This window comes from Acidocella aminolytica 101 = DSM 11237 (genome assembly GCF_900129125.1).
GTDB lineage: Bacteria > Pseudomonadota > Alphaproteobacteria > Acetobacterales > Acetobacteraceae > Acidocella > Acidocella aminolytica.
This window is the reverse complement of the sequence record NZ_FQVJ01000006.1, coordinates 1-18,102: the sequence shown is the minus strand read 5'-3', so window position 1 is coordinate 18,102 and position 18,102 is coordinate 1. Positions and strand designations below refer to the sequence as shown.

The following is an 18,102-nucleotide window of genomic DNA, read 5'->3' as shown; positions in this document are numbered from 1 at the left end:
CAAGAGGAAAGCCGGGTACCAATCGGATTTTTCATGAGGACGGGCCGGATTGCAGCTCCAGCTTCGCCTCCATGATGTCCGGCTCGTCCGGCATACGGCTGAGGCTGAAGCCCAACCGCTTGATAAAGGTCAGCATCGGCGTGTTATCGGCAAGGATCTGCCCGACAATCTCCTTCACTGCCCTGGCCTTGCCCCACTCGATCACGCTTTGCATCAGCGCCGTGCCCAGGCCGAACTTCTTGTAGCTGGGGTCCACCGCCACGGCGAATTCGGCGCTGGTGCCGTCTGTGTCATTGCGCACCAGTCGGGCCACGCCCGCTGTCTCGCCGGTGGCTTCATGCACGGCGATGATCGCCATCTCCCGCGTGTAATCCACATCCGCCAGACGCACGATCTGCTCAAGCGGCAGGCGCTTCATGGGGGAGAAGAAACGGTAGCGCATATCCTCCTGGGTAAAGCGCGAGAGCATGGCAGCGTGCGCGTCCGCATCTTCCGGGCGGATAGGGCGCAGCAAAAAATTCTGCCCGCGCGCGGTGTAATGTTGGGTGAGTTCGCTGGGGTAGGGCGGAATCACCAAAGGCGGGCGGGTCTGCCCTTCCGGCCGCAGCCAGATACGCGCGCTGGCCGCCGCCACTCCTTGCGGGGAGGCAAAAAGCGGGTCGATATCCAGCGCCAGAATCTCCGGCGTGTCGATAATCAGCTGCGACACCCGCACCAGCGTGGCGGCAATGGCATCCTCATCCGCCGCCGCTTGGCCGCGATGCGCGGTGAGATAGCGTTCTACTCCCGCGCGGTGGATCAGCGCGTGGGCCAGCGGCAGGTTGAGCGGCGGCAGCCCGGCGGCTAGGCGCGATACATCCTCCGGGTCCCCGCCGCCTTCGCCAAAGCCGATCACCGGCCCTAGCCTGGGGTCGTCCGCTACGCGGATTCGCAGCATGGTGCCGTGCGGCGCCTGGGCCTGCACCACAAACCCCGCTTTGGCCGGGTCCGCCCCCAGCTGGCTGAGCTGCGCTAAAATCGCCCGCCCCGCATGCAGTACCGCGCCCGGATCCGGCAGGTTCAGCACCACCGAGCCAGTGAGCAGATGCGTCGGCACATCCGGGTGGGAGAGTTTCAGTACCGCCGGAAACCCCAGCGTGGCGGCGGCCGCGGCGGCCTCGGCGGGGGTAGAGACATGACGGCTCTCCAGCGCGGGGATATGGTACGCGCTGATCACGGCCAGTGCCTCATCCTGCACCATCTGGCTGTGCTCCTCGGCGCGTGCCGCCTCAATCCTCCCGATCACGCTGGCTTTGTTGGGCAGTACGCTCAACACCGCGCTGCTGGGCAATTCCCGGGCCTGGGCGCGGTTGCGGCGGTTTTCCAGCAAATGCCGGAACCCGCCGATCGCCGCTTCCGGGCTGTCGAAACAGGCGAGGCGCGCTTGGCTGAGGATATGCCGGTGTTCAAGCCCAGTGGCCTCGCCCATGGCGGCGATCAGCAGGGGGATCTTCACGGTCTTGGCGCAGGCGGTCAGCGCCGCGATGGCCGCTCCGTCATCCTCGCCGGAGGGCGCGTGAATCACCAAAATTCCCCCCACCTCCGGCGCGGAGGAGAGCAGGGCCGCAATATCCGCCAGTGCGGTGGGGCTGCGCTTGCCGGAAAAAATCGGCCCGGTCGACGGCGGCGGGCGGCTGGTGGTGAGGCTGAGCACCTGGGCGGTCTCGGGTGAAAGCGTGGCAAGGCTCATCCCGCTGCGCAACACCTCATCCGCGGCCATGCGCCCCAGAGAGACGGAGTTGGTGACAATGGCAAGGCGCTCGTTGCGGGCGGGCTTCACGCGGGTCAGCGTCTCGGCGGCGGCCAGAAACTCCCCCACCGAGGCCGTCAGCAATACGCCCGCGCGGCCCAGGGCCGCCTCCATGGCGGCATAGGTGGCGCCGGTCGGATCTTTCAGCCGTAGCCCTGGGGCAATGGCCACAACCGGACGCAGCCTTGCGGCCATGCGTGCGGCCGAGAAAAACGCTCGCGGGTCGCGCAGTCGGTCAATCTCCACCATGATCGCCGCAGTGTCCGGGTCGCGGCCCAGATGGTCCAGTACCAGCCCAAACCCCAGCGTCGCGTCATTGCCGCCCACGCCGATGAGATGGCTGAACCCCACCCTGTTCGGCACCGCCCAGTCAATGACCGTGCGCGCGATGGAGGAGGACTGCCCCACAAGCGCCACTCGCCCCTTGCTGGGAATTAGCGGGAAAGGGCTGGCATTCAGCCCCAGTCCCGGCAGCACCATGCCGAAACTATGCGGCCCCAATGTGCGGATGCCAGCCGCGTCCGCCATCGCTGCCAGTCCCGGCCCTTGCATGAAAGACAGTACAATTGCCCCCCGCGCGCCGCGCGCCGCATGGCCCGTGAGGGCGGCGGGAATATCCGGCGCGTCATCCGCCACCAAGGCGAGGTCGGCATTCAGCACCGGGTCGTGTTCGGCGGTGCCGATGACCCCGGCAAATCCCCCGGCGCGCAGATGGCTCAGCACCTTCTGCCCCAGCCGGGTCAAGCTGCCGCTGAGGCAGATGGAGTCAGGGTGGAAAATGCGTGCCGGGTCGAATCGCCGCTTTGCCGCCGTGGTCATGCTGTCTCTCCTCAAGTCCGTTTGCATATATATCCGGGCGCGGAGCTGCTTCCATGATCCATACCCTGGCGGCGGTCCGGTTCTTTGGGGTATGAAGCCCGCGCATGGACTCTATCGACCAAACGCCATCTGGCCTTCCCCGGCGCCTGCCGCCTAGCAACACCCAGGCGGAGCAAGCCCTGCTGGGCGCGCTGCTGGCCAATAACAAGGCCTTTGAGCGCGTCTCTGACTTTCTGGCGCCCGAGCATTTCGCCGACCCGATCCATGGCCGTATCTATCAGGCCATTGCCCGCCGGTGCGAGCAAAATCAGGTGGCCGACCCCATCACCCTGCGGGCCGAGCTTGAACATGCGGGCGTGCTAGAGGAGGTGGGCGGCACTGCCTATCTGGCGCAGCTGCTTTCCGCCATGGTCGGCATCATTAATGCCGGGGATTATGGGCGGCTGATCCATGACGCCTGGCTGCGCCGTCAGCTCATCGATATCGGTGAGCTGATGGTGAACGATGCCTACGCCTCGGAGGCCGAGTTGGATGGCCGGGCGCAGATCGAAAAATCCGAGCAGTCACTGTTCAACCTTGCCACCAAGGGCGGCAGCGAGGGCAAAGGCGTCTCCTTTCATGACGCGCTGGTCGCGGCGATCGAACTGGCGGAAAAAGCCTTCCGCAACCAGGGCTCTGTCTCGGGGCTGGATACCGGCCTGCGCGACCTCAATAAACGTACCGGCGGCTTGCATAAGTCCGATCTTATCATCCTCGCCGGGCGCCCCGGCATGGGCAAAACGGCGCTGGTGACCAAGGTTGCCTTTGGCGCGGCGAAGGCCATGCTGAACAATGCGCGGGCTGAGAACCCGAACGCTATGGCTAAGGAATGCGTGGTCATCTTCTCACTGGAAATGAGCGCCGACCAGCTCGCCACCCGTTTGCTGGCCGAGCAGGCGATGGTCTCGGGCGACAAGATCCGCCGTGGTGAAATCTCCACCAAGGATTTCGACACCTTCGTGCGCGTCAGCCGCGAGATCGCGGACGTGCCGCTGGTGATCGACGACACCCCTGCCATCACCCTCTCCGCCCTGCGCACACGCTGCCGTCGCTTGCAGCGCACCCAGGGGCTGGGGCTGGTGATTGTTGACTATCTCCAGCTCATGCGCCCCGCTCTGGGCACCAAGCCGGAAAGCCGCGTGCTGGAAATCAGCCAGATCACCCAGGGGCTCAAGGCCATCGCCAAGGAGCTGGCGGTGCCGGTCATTGCGCTGTCCCAGCTGTCCCGTAGTGTCGAATCGCGTGACGACAAGCGTCCGCAGCTGTCGGATCTGCGTGAATCAGGTTCGATTGAGCAGGACGCCGATATGGTGATGTTCATCTACCGAGATGAATATTACCTGGCCCAGCGCGAGCCCAAGATCACCAATTTCGACCGCGATGATAAGTTCCAAGAAGCGCACGAGAAATGGCAGGCGGACATGCAGTCTGTCTACCAGAAAGCGGAGCTGATCATCGCCAAGCAGCGTCACGGTCCCACCGGCAAGATTGACCTGTTCTTCGAGGGTGAATTCACCCGCTTCGCTGATTTGGATACCTTGCATGAGTGATGTGACGTTTTGACTGGCCATCTCGACATCGACCTCACCGCGCTGGCTGCCAACTGGCGCACACTGGCGGCGATGAATAAAGGCGAGACCGCCGCCGTGGTGAAGGCCGATGCATACGGGCTGGGGGCCGCGCGGGTGGCGCCAGTTTTGGAAGCGGCGGGGTGCAAAACATTCTTCACCGCCCATCTGGCCGAGGCGGTAGCCCTGCGGGCGGTGTTGCCCCAGGCGCGGATTTTGGCGCTGAACGGGCTGGTACCCCATGCGGCGGCGGATTTCGTGGCGCATGGCATCACTCCGATTTTAAGCTCCCTGAAAGAGATCATGCTCTGGCGGGCCGAGGCGCGCGGGCTGGAGCGCCTGCTGCCGGCCTTTTTGCATGTGGAAACCGGGCTCAACCGCTTGGCGCTGCCGCAACGTGAGTTCGCCTCCCTGCGGGAGGATCCAACCCTGCTTGAAGGCATCACCATCAGCACGGTGATGACCCATCTGATCACCGCTGAAACCCCGGAGGATGACCGCAACCCCCGCCAGCGCGCCGCGCTGCTGGATATGGCGGCCCACTTCCCCGGTGCGCGGCGCAGCCTGTGCAATTCGCCCGGCATGTTTCTGGGGCCGGATTATCATTTCGACCTCACCCGACCCGGCGCGGCGTTATATGGGTTGAACACCAGCCCGGCCCAGCCCGCGCCCATGCGCCCGGTGGTGCGGCTTAGCGCGCCGGTGCTGCAAATTCGCGAGATTCAGCAGGGGGAGGGGGTTGGCTATGGCGGCAGCTGGGTGGCCCAACGCCCCAGCCGCATCGCCACTGTTGGTGTTGGCTATGGAGACGGCCTGCTACGCGCGCTCTCCAATAACGGTAACGCCTATTTTGACGATTGCCCGGTTCCCCTGGTAGGCCGGGTCTCGATGGATCTCGCCACGTTCGATGTGACCGATATACCGGCCAACCCCGGCGACATGCTGGTTCTGCTCGATTCCCGCCACGGCGCGGATGATTTGGCGCGGGAAGGCGGGACCATCGGTTATGAAATCCTGACATCTCTGGGGCGCCGTTACCAGCGGCGATATATCGGCGCATGAAGGCTTTTCTGGATGCGGTAGCGTGGCTTGGCGCCGCGGTGCTGGGTTTGGTGGAATATCTGGGAGAGCTCGGGATCTTCGCGGTCTCCGGCGTACTGGCCATTTTCCGCCCGCCTTATTACCCGCGCCAGATCGGCCGGGCGTTCATGGAGATCGGCTATTTCTCCCTTCCCGTGGTGGCGCTCACGGCCTTGTTCACCGGCATGGTGCTGGCCTTGCAGTCTTACACCGGCTTCTCCCGCTTCGGGGCAGAGGGTGCCATTGCCTCGGTGGTGGTGCTTTCGGTCGCACGTGAGCTGGGGCCGGTGCTGGCGGGGTTGATGGTCTCCGGCCGCGCCGGGGCCGCCATGGCCGCGGAGCTGGGCACCATGCGGGTGACAGACCAGATCGACGCGCTCTCCACTCTTTCGACCGATCCGATGAAATATCTGGTGGCGCCGCGCCTGCTGGCGGCCACCATCGCGTTGCCTTTACTGGTGGTGCTGGCGGATATTCTGGGCGTGATGGGCGGGTATCTGGTGGCGACCCAGAAGCTGGGTTTTTCCTCCGGCGGGTATCTCACCAGCACCTTCACGAACCTTGAGACGCAGGATGTGATCTCCGGCCTCATCAAGGCGGCGGTGTTCGGTTTTATCATCGCGCTGATGGGCTGCTTTAACGGCTACCGTTCGCGCGGCGGGGCGCAGGGCGTGGGCTCGGCCACCACTTCGGCGGTGGTCTCGGCTTCCATCCTGATCCTGGCACTGGATTATGTTCTCACTCAGGTGCTGTTCGTCAAATGAGCGATGTGAAAATCCGCATTCGGGGGCTGAAGAAGCATTTTGGCTCCAAAAAGGTGCTGGACGGCATCGATCTTGATATTGAAACCGGCACTGGCATGGTGGTCATTGGCGGTTCGGGAACGGGGAAATCCGTGCTGCTGAAATCCATCCTTGGCCTCGTCACGCCGGATGAGGGCAGCATCGAAATTGACGGGGTGGATGTGCTGAAAGCCCACCCGCGTGAGGCGCGCTCCCTGCGCCAGCAGATCGGCATGCTGTTCCAGAACGGCGCCTTGTTCGACTCTTTGCCGGTTTGGGAAAATGTCGCCTTCGGGCTGTTGGCACAGAACAAGGTAAGCCGTGCCAAGGCGCGGGATGTGGCGGTGGAGGTTCTGGCCCAGGTGGGGCTGGGGGCGGATGTGGCGAGGCTCTCTCCGTCGGAACTGTCCGGCGGTATGCAGAAGCGCGTGGGCCTTGCCCGTGCGATAGCCGCGCGCCCGGTTATTATGTTTTTCGACGAGCCGACCACCGGTCTGGACCCGATCATGGGCGCGGTGATCGATGAATTGATCGTAGATTGCGTGAAAAAGCTTGGCAGCACCTCAATCGCCATTACGCATGACATGGCCTCCGCCCAGCGGATCGGTGATAAGGCAGCGATGCTTTATCAAGGCCGGATCACCTGGACCGGCCCGGCTAGCGCGCTGCTCACCAGCACGGACCCGGTAGTGGACCAGTTCACCCATGGCCGCGCCCATGGGCCGATTCAGATGGCGCTGCGTAAATAAGGCGGTTTCGCGCCCATAAATTTGCGCCCAGCGCTAATCTGCTCTATGGCTCAATGATCGATCTTGCTGCTGTAACGGTTTTGCGCGCGGCGCGCGCTGGCGGTCCCACCGGGAAAAATCGAAATGCTTGCGTTGCAGAAGCGGTTTTCTGTGATAGGCAAGTTGGAAGTGATTAGGAATTCGTTGTATGTCTATCGGAACTGTTAAGTTTTTCAATGCCACCAAAGGTTATGGTTTCATCAGCCCTGAAGAAGGCGGGCAGGATGTGTTTGTGCACATTTCCGCCGTTGAGCGCGCAGGGATGCGCTCCCTGAATGAAGGCCAGAAGGTGAAGTTCGACGTGGTTCAGGACCGCCGCAGCGGCAAGAGTGCTGCCGATAATCTTGAGGCCGCGTAAACGCGAGCTTCAGGCCAGATAAAAAGGCGGCTGCAAGGCCGCTTTTTTATTTGCGCCGTGGTTCAGGCGGGCAGGGGAACCATGCGGTTCAGGGTCTCGTCCCACAGCGTGTAGCTGGGGGCTTTCAGTGCTTCTTTTAATGTCAGCACCGTGACCCCGTTGGTCACTTCTGGGCATTCATCATGACAGGCTTGCAGCCGGTAATTCGGGATGCCGGGGCGCAGATGATGCACGTGATGCAAGCCGATATTGCCGCTGAACCATTGCAGCACGACCGGGAGCTTCAGATAAGAGGCTCCTTGCAGGGAGGCTTTGGCGGAATTCCATTCAGCCTTGCGGGCCCAGTGCGCGTCCTCAAACCGGTGCTGGACTGAGAACAGCCAGATACCGATAATCGCCGCCAATACGATGCTGGGCAGATGCACGAGCAGGACGCTCTTGAGGCCAAAGGCCATGATCAGCCCGCCAAACAGCACCACAAGTGCCAGATCGAGCAGATACACGCTCCGGCGCTCGCGCTTCTGGGTACGTGGCATGTCGAACGGGAGGCGGTAGAGCACCAGAAATACTACCGGCGGCAGCAGAAAGTGAACCAGCAACGGGTGGTGGCTCAGGCGGTAGAGCCGCTTCTGCCAAGGCGTCATGGCCTGATATTCCGCCACGGTAGCGCAGTCTGAGAAAAAATCTGCGGCGATGCCCCGGTTGTCGAGATTGTTCCAGCTTTGATGATGCCGGGCATGCAGCCGGCGCCAGTAAAAAAACGGCGTGAAGGTGATGAGGCTGCACAAATGGCCAACCATGCTGTTCAGCCGCCGGGACCGGAAAAAGGAATTATGCCCGCAATCATGCTGGAGCATGAAAATGCGCACGATCAGTCCGCTGGCCGGGATGGACAGGGCCAGGGTGATCCAGACCGAGAGTTTCAGGCTGAGATACATCGCCACCATGCAGGCGATGTAGAGCCCGAATGTCGAGAGGGCCTGAAGCAGGGCGGTGCTGAAAATGGGGGCCTGATAGGCTCGCAACATATTGAGTGGCAGATTGGTTATGGCTGCGCTTCCGGCGGATTTATTCAAGGACAAACGGATTCCTCACGGCTCAGACGGGACTGCAATCATCTGATTTTTATGAAAGACAAGATTTTCTGCCAGTTTTAGCCAGCTTGGCTACCCCCTTTAGACATGCCGCGCAAGGCGGCAAGGCTGTTTGCATGAAGTTTCCGCGACAGCCGGGCAAGGCGGGGTGGAGCCAGTAGCCCTACAGTGCCAGCCCTTTGAAATCCTCTGCCGCCGCGTCGCGCGAGATGGGGAAAATCCGGCAGGGCAGATAGCGTTCCAAGGCGGCCTTGGTTTCCGCTTCCGGCACCGGGGCGTTGGGGCTTTGGTTCAGCAGAATGGCGTGGATGGGGATATTCCGGTTCAGCAGGAACGTGGCCGTGGTGATGCAATGGCTGATGCTCCCCAGATAGCTGCCGGTGACCAGCAGCACGGGCAGGCCGAGATCGGCGATCCAGTCCGCGGTCATTTTGGTTTGCGTCAACGGCACGGCGGCGCCGCCAGCGCCTTCGATCAGCGTTGGCCCCTTGGCGAGCTCCGCCCGGCAGAAGGCAAGCAGGTCATTATAAGAGATGTTCTGGCCCTCCCGCGCGGCGGCCATGTCCGGTGATAAAGGGGCGCGGTAGCGCCAGGGTGTGATGGCGGCGATGGCTTCCGGCGTGACCGTTTTTCCCATGGCGGCGAGCAACTGGCCGGAATCCGACGCAGCCTCCTGCCCTAGGGAATAGCCGGAGAGCAGGGGCTTGATGGCCTTTAAGGACGGGTTGGCGCGCAGCAGCCCGGTAGTGCAGAAGGTTTTGCCGGTATCCGTGCCGGTGGCGGTGACGAAATAGCTATTCATGCCACGCTATGTAGGGCGGATTGTGCCGCCCTTCCATCCGCAGGACCTTGGCGGTAGTCTGGCCGATATTGCCGCGTTTGGAGTTTGCCAAGGTGCCTGAAAGCCATATCGAAATTCGCCCAAGCTGGACCCGCGCCGATGTGGCGGCCCTGCTGGAGCTGCCGTTCCCGGAATTGATGTTCCGGGCGATGAGCGTGCATCGGGAGCATTTCGACCCGACCAGGGTACAGATTTCTACCCTGCTTTCCATCAAGACCGGCGGCTGCCCGGAGGATTGTGGCTATTGCCCCCAGGCCGCCGAGTATGAAACCGGCACCAAGGCTTCGAAGCTGATGGCGGTGGAGGCCGTGCTGGCCGAGGCCCGCGCCGCCAAGGAAAAAGGTGCCGGGCGGTTCTGCATGGGGGCGGCTTGGCGCAGCCCGAAGGAGCATGACCTCGATACCGTTTGCCAGATGATTGAGGGCGTGAAGGCGCTGGGTATGGAAACCTGCGTGACGCTGGGTATGCTCGACCCCTTCCAGAGCCAGAAGCTGAAGCAGGCTGGGCTGGATTATTACAACCACAACCTGGATACCTCGCCCGAATATTACGGTAAGGTGATCACCACTCGCACCTATCAGGACCGGCTGGACACCCTGGATGCCGTGCGCGATGCGGGGATCAATATTTGCTGCGGCGGCATTGTTGGCATGGGGGAGGATGAAAGCGACCGCGCCGGGCTGATCGCTACGCTGGCCAGCCTGCCCACCCCTCCGGAATCCGTGCCTATCAACGCGTTGGTGGCGGTGGAAGGCACGCCGCTGGGACGCTCCGAGAAGATCGACCCGATTGATTTCGTGCGGGTGGTGGCGGCGGCGCGTATCACCATGCCCAGGAGCTATGTGCGGCTTTCCGCCGGGCGTGAACAGATGACCGATGAGGCCCAGGCGCTATGCTTCCTGGCTGGGGCGAATTCCATCTTCCATGGCGAGAAGCTGCTGACGACCAAGAATGCCACCGTGCCGCATGATGAGGCGCTATTCGGCAAGCTGGGGCTGCAACCGGCTCATAGCTGATGACGTGGCTGGAAGAAGGCTGGCGCCATGTCTGGCTGCCTTACGCACAGATGCAAACCGCGCCCCTGCCGATGCCCGTGGCCCGCACGCAAGGCGCGCGGATTATTCTGGAGGATGGGCGCGAACTGATTGACGGCATAGCGAGTTGGTGGACGGCATGCCATGGCTATAATCACCCGCATATCAGCGAAGCTGTCGCAAAGCAGCTTGAGGCCATGCCGCATGTGATGTTCGGCGGGCTGGCGCATGAGCCGGCCTACCGGCTCTCCACCCGGCTGGCGGCGCTAATGCCAGGGGATTTGAACCGAGTGTTCTTCACCGATTCCGGCTCCGTGGCGGTGGAGGTGGCGATTAAGATCGCCGTGCAATCCAGGCTTAATCAGGGCGTGCGCGGGCGCACGAAGATCCTGGCTTTTTCCGGCGGCTATCACGGCGACACAATCGGCACGATGGCGATTTGCGACCCGGAGGAGGGGATGCACAGCCTGTTCACCGGGCTGCTGCCGGAAAACCCCGTTGTGCCGTTGCCGAAGGATGCGGCAAGCGTCGCCTCGTTCGAGGCTTTTCTGGAGCGCGAACATAAAAACCTTGCCGCGATTATCGTGGAGCCGCTGGTGCAGGGCGCGGGCGGCATGGTCTTTCATGGCCCAGAGGTGCTGCAACGCCTGCGCGCGGCGGCGGACCATTATGGGCTGACGCTGATTTTCGACGAGATTTTCACCGGCTTCGGCCGCACCGGCACAATGTTCGCGTTTGAACAGGCGCGGGTGGTGCCTGATATCGTCACGCTCTCCAAGGCGCTGACTGGGGGTACCAGCCCACTTGCCGCGACCATCGCTACCGACCGGCTGTTCGAGACGTTTCTCTCAGACAGCCCGATGACCGCTTTGATGCACGGGCCGACCTATATGGCTCATGCGTTGGGCTGTGCGGCTGCCAATGCGGCTCTGGATTTGTTCGAGACCGAGCCGCGTCTAACGCAGGCGGCGGCCATTTCCGCGCAGCTGGCCCGAGAGCTGGAACCCTGCCGGAGCCTGCCGGGGGTGAAGGATGTGCGGGTGATGGGCGCGATTGGCGTGGTGCAGATGCACAACATCAAAGACCCGCCTGGCCTGCGGCAGAAGCTGCTGAAAGAAGGTGTATGGATCCGGCCCTTCCGCGATATTGTGTATCTGACCCCGGCTTTGACCATCACGCCGGAGGAATTGTCACGACTGACCGGGGCGATGCAGACAGTTTTGGCCAAGGAATGACGGCAAGCAAAAGTTGTATATTTTATTTATGTGAATAAAACGCAACTTTCGCAGGCAAACGTCCCTTCCAGCTTATGAGCTTCTGCGCCCCCGATTGCCCCGCTAAACCCGCCCGGGCGGTGTTTGATCGGGGCTGGTATCTGCACTATTACGCCGATGCCCGCCCGTGGTGCGTGGAGCAGCCCCTGAAGCGGCGCTGAATGATTATCTGCGGGGGGCGGCGGCTCGGGCATAGCCCATCAGCCTTGTTCGACGAGCCTTATTATCTGGACCGCAACCTGGATGTGGCGGAACTAGTAGGGGCCGTGCAATATGGGGCGGGCTTTGATCATTTTTGCGAGCATGGCTGGCGCGGCGCTTCGCCGCACGAGCTGTTCAACGAAGCGCTCTATGCCGAGCGTTATGACGACATGACGCTGAAGATTCTGGCACTCGACGGCTGTTACGGGTGTTATGACCGTTATTTGCCGTCCGAGCAGAGAGAGCAGCGAATTGGGCATTTTCTGCTCGCCGCGTCCTTTTACCGTGCCGCCGCACTGGCGGCGGGGGACGGGGTTTCCCGCGCGGCTTTATCAGGATGGGGCCTTATGGTTGCGGCTGCGTGAAGGCGCTGCTGGCGGTTTAGCTTGTTTTTCCAGCATTGCTTGCCGGGGAAGGTAGACGGTTGGCGTGGATTTGCCGCCGCCGGGGATGGCGATCACCAGAGAAGTGGGCAGACCGGACGCGGTCTGCACCTGTATTTTGACGGCTTACTCCTCGATACCGGAAAAAGCGGAGGAACTGACGAGCACGATGCCTAAAACCTTTCCACCCTTGAGTGTGGCTGCGTCATGAGCATAGCCCTTACGTTTTTTAGCTGCGCTTCACCGCGAAGGCGCCACTGGCTTGGCAGGTGGGCATCATTTCAACGCGGTTGATGTTCATATGCGGCGGCAGGGAGATCAGCCAGGAGGCGGTTTCCGCGATATCGTCCGGGTTCAGGGATTTGGTGCCTTGATAAACCGCACGGGCTCTGGATTCATCACCGCCAAAGCGCACCTGGGAGAACTCTGAGCCATCAACCATGCCGGGCTCGATATCCGTCACGCGGACATTCTTGCCCACGAGATCAGCGCGCAGATTCAGTGAGAATTGTCGCACGAATGCTTTGGTGGCGCCATAAACATGCCCGCCAGGGTAAGGATACTCGCCCGCGACCGAGCCGAGATTGAGAATTTGCCCGTCATCGCGTTCCACCATCTGCGGCAGCACGGCGCGGGTCATGTGGATGAGGCCGGTGATGTTGGTGGCCACCATCGTGTCCCAATCCTCCAGATCAGCTTCCCAAGCGGGGGAGAGGCCCAGCGCTAGCCCAGCATTGTTTACCAGCACGTCGATCTTGTGCCAGGAATCGGAAAGAGAGGGCAGGAAGCCTTCAATGGCGGCTTTGTCCGTCACGTCCAGTCGGGCGGTGAGGAGATTGTCGCCCAACTCCTGTCTCAGCGCATCCAGTCGCTCAACCCGGCGGCCGGTGGCGATGACACGGTGGCCGTCTTTAATGAAGCGCCGGGCGAAGGCGGCGCCGAATCCGGCAGTGGCACCGGTCACGAGAATGGTCTTCATGGTCCTGTCTCCTTTGTCGGCTGCTACCAGGCGAAGCCCGGCAGGATGGCGGTGGGGTTCAGGCCGGAGGCTTCTGCCTCAGCGGGGGCTTGTTCAGGGTGAAGGGCATGGATGCCCGACAGCACCCAGCAGCTGTCAATTCCTGCGGCCTTGGCGCCGGTAATGTCCGTGCGCAGCGAGTCGCCAACCGCCATGGTGCGGGCCGCGCTGGTGCCGAGCAAGGCGAGGGTCGGCTTATAAATCGCCGCGTCCGGCTTGCCGCGTTGAATGACCGTGCCGCCGTCGCCCTCGTACAATTGGGCGAGATAACCGGCGCAGATGATCCGGTCGCCGCCCTTCATGACTTCCAGGTCCGGGTTGGCGCAGATCATCGGCAACCTGGCTTTCAGGCAGGCATCCAGGGCCGGGCGGTAGAGGTCTGCGTTGTGAGGGCCGAGATTATCGTCCGGCCCGGTATTCAGCACGAAATCCGCCACGGCGGGGTCGGCAGCTTCCTCGTAATCCAGTGTGTCAAACACGTCCCGGTCGCGGGGCGGGCCGAGATGGTAGAGGCGCTTGCCGAGGGTTGCGAATTCCTCCGTGCGGTTCTTGAGGCCAAGATATACCGCCTCACCGCTAGACATCACGCCGTCATGCAGGTGCGGCGTCACGCCCATGCTGGCGAGAAACTGGGTAATGCCCGCTGAACGGCGCGGAGCGTTGGAGAGAAACACCACGCGCTTGCCCGCCTCCTTCAGTCGCTTCAGGCAGTCCAACACACCGGGATAGGGGGCGAAGCCGTCATGCACCACGCCCCAGAGATCGACGATGAAGCCGTCATAATTCTGCGCCAGCGCGCCGAAACCGCTCATATACCTGCTCCCACCGCGTCGGAGATTGAGGAAAAGCCGCGCGCGCGCAGCAGTGCCGCCAGTTCTGTTTTCAGCTTTGGCAGCATCGCCGGGCCCTGATAGGCAAAGCCGGAATAAAGCTGCACCAGAGACGCCCCAGCCAGCAGCTTGGCCAGCGCGTCCTCCGCCGTGAACACGCCCCCGGCGCCGATGAAGGCGAGCCTTTTGCCCGCCAGCCTGTAAGCCCGGGCCAGCATGGCGGTGGATGGCGCGAAAAGCGGCGCGCCGGAGAGGCCGCCGGTTTCACGCTTCAGAGGGCTTTTCAGTGTTTCCGGCCGGGCGATGGTGGTATTGGAGACGATCACTCCGGTGACATTATGCTGCAAGACTACGGAGATCACCGCCTCCAGCCCGTCCTCGGAGAGGTCCGGCGCGATCTTCACGTAAACCGGCTTCGGGCTGGCGATGCCGGAGAGAATCGCGGCTAGGCGCTCCTCTGACTGCAAATCCCGCAGGCCGGGCGTGTTGGGGGAGGAAATATTGATGGTGATATAGTCCGCATAAGGCGCCACGGCCTTGACCAAAGAGGGGTAGTCACGCTCCGGGTCCGCACCGTCCTTGTTGATGCCTACGTTCGCCCCCAGCACCAGCGCCTTGCGGTTCGCGTGTTTCAGGTTGGCGATGTAAGCGTCCAGCCCTTCATTATTGAAGCCCATGCGGTTGATGACCGCTTTGTCCTCCGTGAGGCGGAATAGGCGTGGGCGCGGGTTTCCAGGCTGCGGGCGCGGGGTGACGGTGCCGGTTTCCACAAAGCCAAAGCCCAGCCGTCCTAAGGCGTTGACGGCACAGGCGTTTTTGTCGAACCCCGCTGCGAGGCCGATGGGGTTGCTTAAAGACCGGCCGAAAGCCCGGGTGGCGAGAATCGGGTCGTCCGGCGTGGTGTCGCGCCCCACCAGCCCCAGGCGCAGGGCCTTCAGGGACAAATTATGGGCACGTTCAGGGTCCAGCCGCCGCAAGGTGGGCATCAGGAAGGGCGGAGCGAGGATCATTTGACGTAAACGAGAATTTGCGGGGTCTGCCCAGCGGTTTTGGCGCCGGTGGTGATGCGCGCGGCGGGTATGCCATCGGCGATGATGGCGGCGACGACGGCTTCGGCCTGGGGCATTAAAGCGGCAAGGATTTTGGTGTCCGCGTCCGGATTGCCGCTGGCGGGGGTGGCGGACATCACCTGAAACACCGCGTCGGGCTTGATGGCCAGGGCCTGTTTCACGGCTTGTTGCAGCGGGGCGGCGAAGTCCCGCGTGCCGGGCTGGATGCTTACCAGTGGGATGCGGCCCTGAAACGCCGTTGCGGCGGCAATGGTTTGCGTATCCGCGCCCTCAGGGCTGGCGGCGAAGCTTTGGCGGCCTGGCGGGGCGCAGGAGGCCAAAGCAAGAGCGGGAAGCAGAAAAAGGGCGCGGCGCATGGGTTTCATGTAGTCGCAGCCTGCTTGCGCGGCAACAAGCACGCCGCCATGTTGGCTCGGCGGATAAAGGAGGTGTGGCTCATGTTTGATCTAGTCATCCGTAACGCCAATCTGCCGGGCGGGCTGCGCGCGGTAGATATTGCCGTGCAGGCCGGGCGGATTGCCGCCATCGAGCCGCACTTGGACGGGCAGGCCGGGCAGGAGATTGACGCCACGAACCGGCTGGTGACGCCGCCTTTTGTTGATTCGCATGTGCATATGGATTCCGCCTTGTCGCTAGGGCAGCCGCGCATGAATGAATCCGGTACGCTGCTGGAAGGTATCGCCCTCTGGGGGGAGCTGAAGCCACGGCTCACGCAGGAGGCGATTTATGAGCGGGCGCGGAAGCTGTGCGTCTGGTCCGCCGCGCGGGGCACGCTGGCGATCCGCTCGCATGTGGATGTGTGCGATGACCGGCTGCTGGCGGTGGAGGCGCTGGTGCAACTGAAGCGCGATATCGCCCCCTGGATCGACCTGCAGCTAGTGGCGTTTCCTCAGGACGGTTTCTATCGCTACGGCAAGTCCGAGGAGAATCTCCGCAAGGCATTGAAAATGGGGCTGGATGTAGTGGGTGGCATTCCGCATTTTGAACGCACGATGGAGGATGGGCGCCTTTCCGTGCAGGCGCTGATGAAGCTGGCGGCCGATGAAGGGCGGATGGTCGATATGCATTGCGACGAGACGGACGACCCCAGTTCCCGCCATATCGAGACGCTGACGGCTGAGACCTACCGGTATCGCATGGGCGGGCGTGTGGCAGGGTCGCATCTGACCTCCATGCATTCGATGGATAGTTATTATGTGAGCAAGTTGATTCCGCTGATGGCCGAGGCGGGAATCGCGGCGATCGCGAATCCGCTGATCAACATCACCCTCCAGGGGCGGCATGACACCTACCCCAAACGTAGGGGCCTGACCCGGGTGAAGGAGCTGATGGCGGCGGGGGTGCTGGTGGGGTTTGGCCATGATTGCGTGATGGACCCTTGGTACAGCCTGGGTAGCCACGACATGCTGGAGGTGGCGAGCATGGGGTTGCATGTGGGGCAGCTGACTAGCCTGCGGGAGATCGCGGCCTGTTTTGACGCGGTCACGCAAGTGCCCGCGCGAATCATGAATTTGAACGGGTACGGGCTGGCGCCAGGTTGCCAGGCGGACCTGGTGATATTGCAGGCGGCGGATGAAATGGAGGCGATTCGTTTGCGGGCAGAAAGGCTGTTCGTGATCAGGCGCGGGCAGGTTCTTGCCCGCAGCGTGCCGCGGGAGGCGGAGGTGCGCTTTGGCGATGAAATTCAGTATGTGGATTTCACCCGCCAAAATCTGGGATGAAACTGCCTTCCGCAGCCTGGATGCGGTAATTATATGGCGCGCATGAAAAAGCTCCTGCAATTCCTCCCGGACGGGTTCACGCTGGCCATTGTGGCGATGGTGGTGGTGGCCTCCATCGTCCCTTGTTATGGCGTCGGCGCCGTGATTTTCGGCCATTTGACGACTTTGGCGATCGCCACAATGTTCTTCATGCAGGGGGCGCGGCTTTCGCGGGAGGCGGTGGTGGCTGGGCTGGCCCATTGGCGGCTGCATCTGACCATTCTGGCCTGCACGTTTTTGCTGTTTCCGCTGCTGGCTTTCGGGTTCAGTGCGCTGTTTCCGCATCTGCTGAGCCCGGTGGTGATGCTGGGGCTGTTATACATCTCGCTGCTGCCTTCCACGGTGCAATCATCCATCGCGTTCACCTCCATCGCGCACGGCAATATTCCGGCGGCGATTTGCTCCGCGACATTCTCTACCTTGCTGGGAGTAATCGCCACGCCGATCGCGGTGGGGCTGTTGCTGAACACTCATGTGGGCAGCACAGGCGGTGAGGGTTTCCGGGGTGTGGGAGCGATTTTCGCGGAACTGCTGCTGCCTTTCGTGGTGGGACAGCTTTTGCGCCCCTGGATTGGCGGTTGGGCGGCGCGCAACAAGCATATCCTGAAATTCACGGATCGCGGCTCGGTGATTCTGGTGGTTTACACCGCCTTCAGCGCCGCGGTGATGCGCGGGCTTTGGCATCAATTGCCGCTTTCTGGCTTTGCAGAGATTATTCTTGCCAATGCCGTGCTGCTGGCGGTGGTGTTGACCATCACCACCTATGGCAGCCGCCTGCTGGGATTTGAGAGACCGGAGGAAATCGCCATCGTGTTCTGCGGCTCCAAGAAAAGTGCGGCGACCGGCGTGCCGATGGCGAATGTGCTGTTTGGCGCTTCAACGGTGGGATTGGTGGTGCTTCCACTTATAATTTTTCATCAGATGCAGCTGATGGTCTGCGCCGTCCTCGCCAAGCGCTACGTTCGCCAGTATGAGGCGGAATTGCGCGCATCCGGCATGACCGTCAGCCTGGTGGAGTAAGGCAAGAAAAAAGCGGCTTCCCGAAGGAAGCCGCCTCAGACTGCTGACAAACCCCTGGCGCAAGCCGGGGGTTTTTGATTCATTGTTGTGATGCTGAAGAAACCATCCTCGCCGCAGACGGCGCTTGAGATTGTTACATTGGACAGCCTGGTCCCGGCGGACCACCTGCTGCGCAAGATCGACGCTGTGATTGATTTTACGTTCATCCATGATCTGGTGGCCGGGCTCTACTGCCCGGATAATGGGCGGCCACCGCTGGATCCGACCTTAATGTTCAAGGCGCTGTTCCTTGGCTACCTGTTTGGCATTCGCTCGGAGCGGCAACTGGTGCGCGAGATCGAGGTGAATGTCGCC

18 protein-coding genes are annotated in these 18,102 nt (G+C 62.2%); 11 read left to right on the top strand and 7 right to left on the bottom strand.

Annotated elements, in window-relative coordinates:
• Window positions 1-31: 31 nt before the first annotated feature.
• Window positions 32-2,608 (bottom strand): bifunctional acetate--CoA ligase family protein/GNAT family N-acetyltransferase, encoded by a 2,577-nt coding sequence (locus BUB54_RS04735; RefSeq protein ID WP_048877580.1) that lies wholly within the window; start codon window positions 2,606-2,608, stop codon window positions 32-34.
• Between the two features lie 104 nt (window positions 2,609-2,712).
• Between BUB54_RS04735 and BUB54_RS04730 the strand changes: the two genes are divergently transcribed.
• From BUB54_RS04730 to BUB54_RS04710, 5 genes are all read left to right on the top strand, one after another.
• Window positions 2,713-4,197, top strand: coding sequence for a replicative DNA helicase (locus tag BUB54_RS04730; protein ID WP_048877579.1), 1,485 nt, complete (start codon window positions 2,713-2,715; stop codon window positions 4,195-4,197).
• Window positions 4,198-4,206: 9 nt separating this feature from the next.
• The gene (gene alr, locus BUB54_RS04725) at window positions 4,207-5,277 is read left to right on the top strand and encodes an alanine racemase (protein ID WP_048877578.1); all 1,071 of its coding nucleotides are present in this window, start codon (window positions 4,207-4,209) and stop codon (window positions 5,275-5,277) included.
• Window positions 5,274-6,059 carry an MlaE family ABC transporter permease gene (locus BUB54_RS04720; protein ID WP_048877577.1) on the top strand — a complete coding sequence of 262 codons (786 nt, stop codon included), beginning with the start codon at window positions 5,274-5,276 and terminating at the stop codon, window positions 6,057-6,059. Before alr ends, BUB54_RS04720 begins: the two co-directional genes overlap by 4 nt.
• Window positions 6,056-6,826 carry an ABC transporter ATP-binding protein gene (locus BUB54_RS04715; protein ID WP_048877576.1) on the top strand — a complete coding sequence of 257 codons (771 nt, stop codon included), beginning with the start codon at window positions 6,056-6,058 and terminating at the stop codon, window positions 6,824-6,826. Before BUB54_RS04720 ends, BUB54_RS04715 begins: the two co-directional genes overlap by 4 nt.
• 187 nt (window positions 6,827-7,013) lie before the next feature.
• Window positions 7,014-7,223 carry a cold-shock protein gene (locus tag BUB54_RS04710; protein WP_048877575.1) on the top strand — a complete coding sequence of 70 codons (210 nt, stop codon included), beginning with the start codon at window positions 7,014-7,016 and terminating at the stop codon, window positions 7,221-7,223.
• Between the two features lie 62 nt (window positions 7,224-7,285).
• Here BUB54_RS04710 and BUB54_RS04705 read toward each other — a convergent pair whose 3' ends face one another.
• Window positions 7,286-8,299: a fatty acid desaturase family protein gene (locus tag BUB54_RS04705; RefSeq protein ID WP_241869304.1), complete on the bottom strand. Its 1,014-nt coding sequence runs from the start codon at window positions 8,297-8,299 to the stop codon at window positions 7,286-7,288.
• 181 nt (window positions 8,300-8,480) lie between these two features.
• The gene (gene bioD, locus BUB54_RS04700) at window positions 8,481-9,119 is read right to left on the bottom strand and encodes a dethiobiotin synthase (protein WP_048877573.1); all 639 of its coding nucleotides are present in this window, start codon (window positions 9,117-9,119) and stop codon (window positions 8,481-8,483) included.
• A 92-nt stretch (window positions 9,120-9,211) separates the two neighbouring features.
• On the opposite strand from bioD, the gene bioB reads away from it, so the two are divergent.
• The 3 genes from bioB (at window position 9,212) to BUB54_RS04685 (ending at window position 12,032) form a co-directional block, all read left to right on the top strand.
• Window positions 9,212-10,174 (top strand): biotin synthase BioB, encoded by a 963-nt coding sequence (gene bioB, locus BUB54_RS04695; protein ID WP_241869303.1) that lies wholly within the window; start codon window positions 9,212-9,214, stop codon window positions 10,172-10,174.
• Window positions 10,174-11,427, top strand: coding sequence for an adenosylmethionine--8-amino-7-oxononanoate transaminase (locus BUB54_RS04690; RefSeq protein WP_048877572.1), 1,254 nt, complete (start codon window positions 10,174-10,176; stop codon window positions 11,425-11,427). The genes bioB and BUB54_RS04690 overlap by 1 nt, the downstream gene beginning before the upstream one ends.
• Before the next feature lie 200 nt (window positions 11,428-11,627).
• Window positions 11,628-12,032 carry a hypothetical protein gene (locus BUB54_RS04685; RefSeq protein WP_048877571.1) on the top strand — a complete coding sequence of 135 codons (405 nt, stop codon included), beginning with the start codon at window positions 11,628-11,630 and terminating at the stop codon, window positions 12,030-12,032.
• Between the two features lie 247 nt (window positions 12,033-12,279).
• Here the strand turns inward: BUB54_RS04685 and BUB54_RS04680 are convergent, their stop codons facing one another.
• Genes BUB54_RS04680 through BUB54_RS04665 form a run of 4 tightly spaced genes read right to left on the bottom strand, consistent with a single transcriptional unit; the run spans window position 12,280 to window position 15,324 of the window.
• Window positions 12,280-13,029, bottom strand: a complete 750-nt coding sequence (locus BUB54_RS04680) for an SDR family NAD(P)-dependent oxidoreductase (protein WP_048877570.1) — start codon at window positions 13,027-13,029, stop codon at window positions 12,280-12,282.
• A gap of 23 nt (window positions 13,030-13,052) precedes the next feature.
• A complete protein-coding gene (locus BUB54_RS04675) occupies window positions 13,053-13,880 on the bottom strand; it encodes a TIGR01459 family HAD-type hydrolase (protein WP_048877569.1) in 828 nt (275 codons plus the stop codon).
• Window positions 13,877-14,908, bottom strand: coding sequence for a quinone-dependent dihydroorotate dehydrogenase (locus tag BUB54_RS04670; RefSeq protein WP_048877568.1), 1,032 nt, complete (start codon window positions 14,906-14,908; stop codon window positions 13,877-13,879). Before BUB54_RS04670 ends, BUB54_RS04675 begins: the two co-directional genes overlap by 4 nt.
• Window positions 14,905-15,324 (bottom strand): hypothetical protein, encoded by a 420-nt coding sequence (locus BUB54_RS04665; RefSeq protein ID WP_139284797.1) that lies wholly within the window; start codon window positions 15,322-15,324, stop codon window positions 14,905-14,907. The genes BUB54_RS04670 and BUB54_RS04665 overlap by 4 nt, the downstream gene beginning before the upstream one ends.
• Before the next feature lie 81 nt (window positions 15,325-15,405).
• On the opposite strand from BUB54_RS04665, the gene BUB54_RS04660 reads away from it, so the two are divergent.
• The 3 genes from BUB54_RS04660 to BUB54_RS04650 form a co-directional block, all read left to right on the top strand.
• Window positions 15,406-16,689, top strand: coding sequence for an amidohydrolase family protein (locus BUB54_RS04660; protein WP_048877566.1), 1,284 nt, complete (start codon window positions 15,406-15,408; stop codon window positions 16,687-16,689).
• A 42-nt stretch (window positions 16,690-16,731) separates the two neighbouring features.
• Window positions 16,732-17,748: a bile acid:sodium symporter family protein gene (locus tag BUB54_RS04655; protein ID WP_217652441.1), complete on the top strand. Its 1,017-nt coding sequence runs from the start codon at window positions 16,732-16,734 to the stop codon at window positions 17,746-17,748.
• A gap of 90 nt (window positions 17,749-17,838) precedes the next feature.
• Window positions 17,839-18,102, top strand: a 264-nt coding sequence (locus tag BUB54_RS04650; RefSeq protein ID WP_139284796.1) for a transposase, incomplete at its 3' end; no start/stop codon positions are given.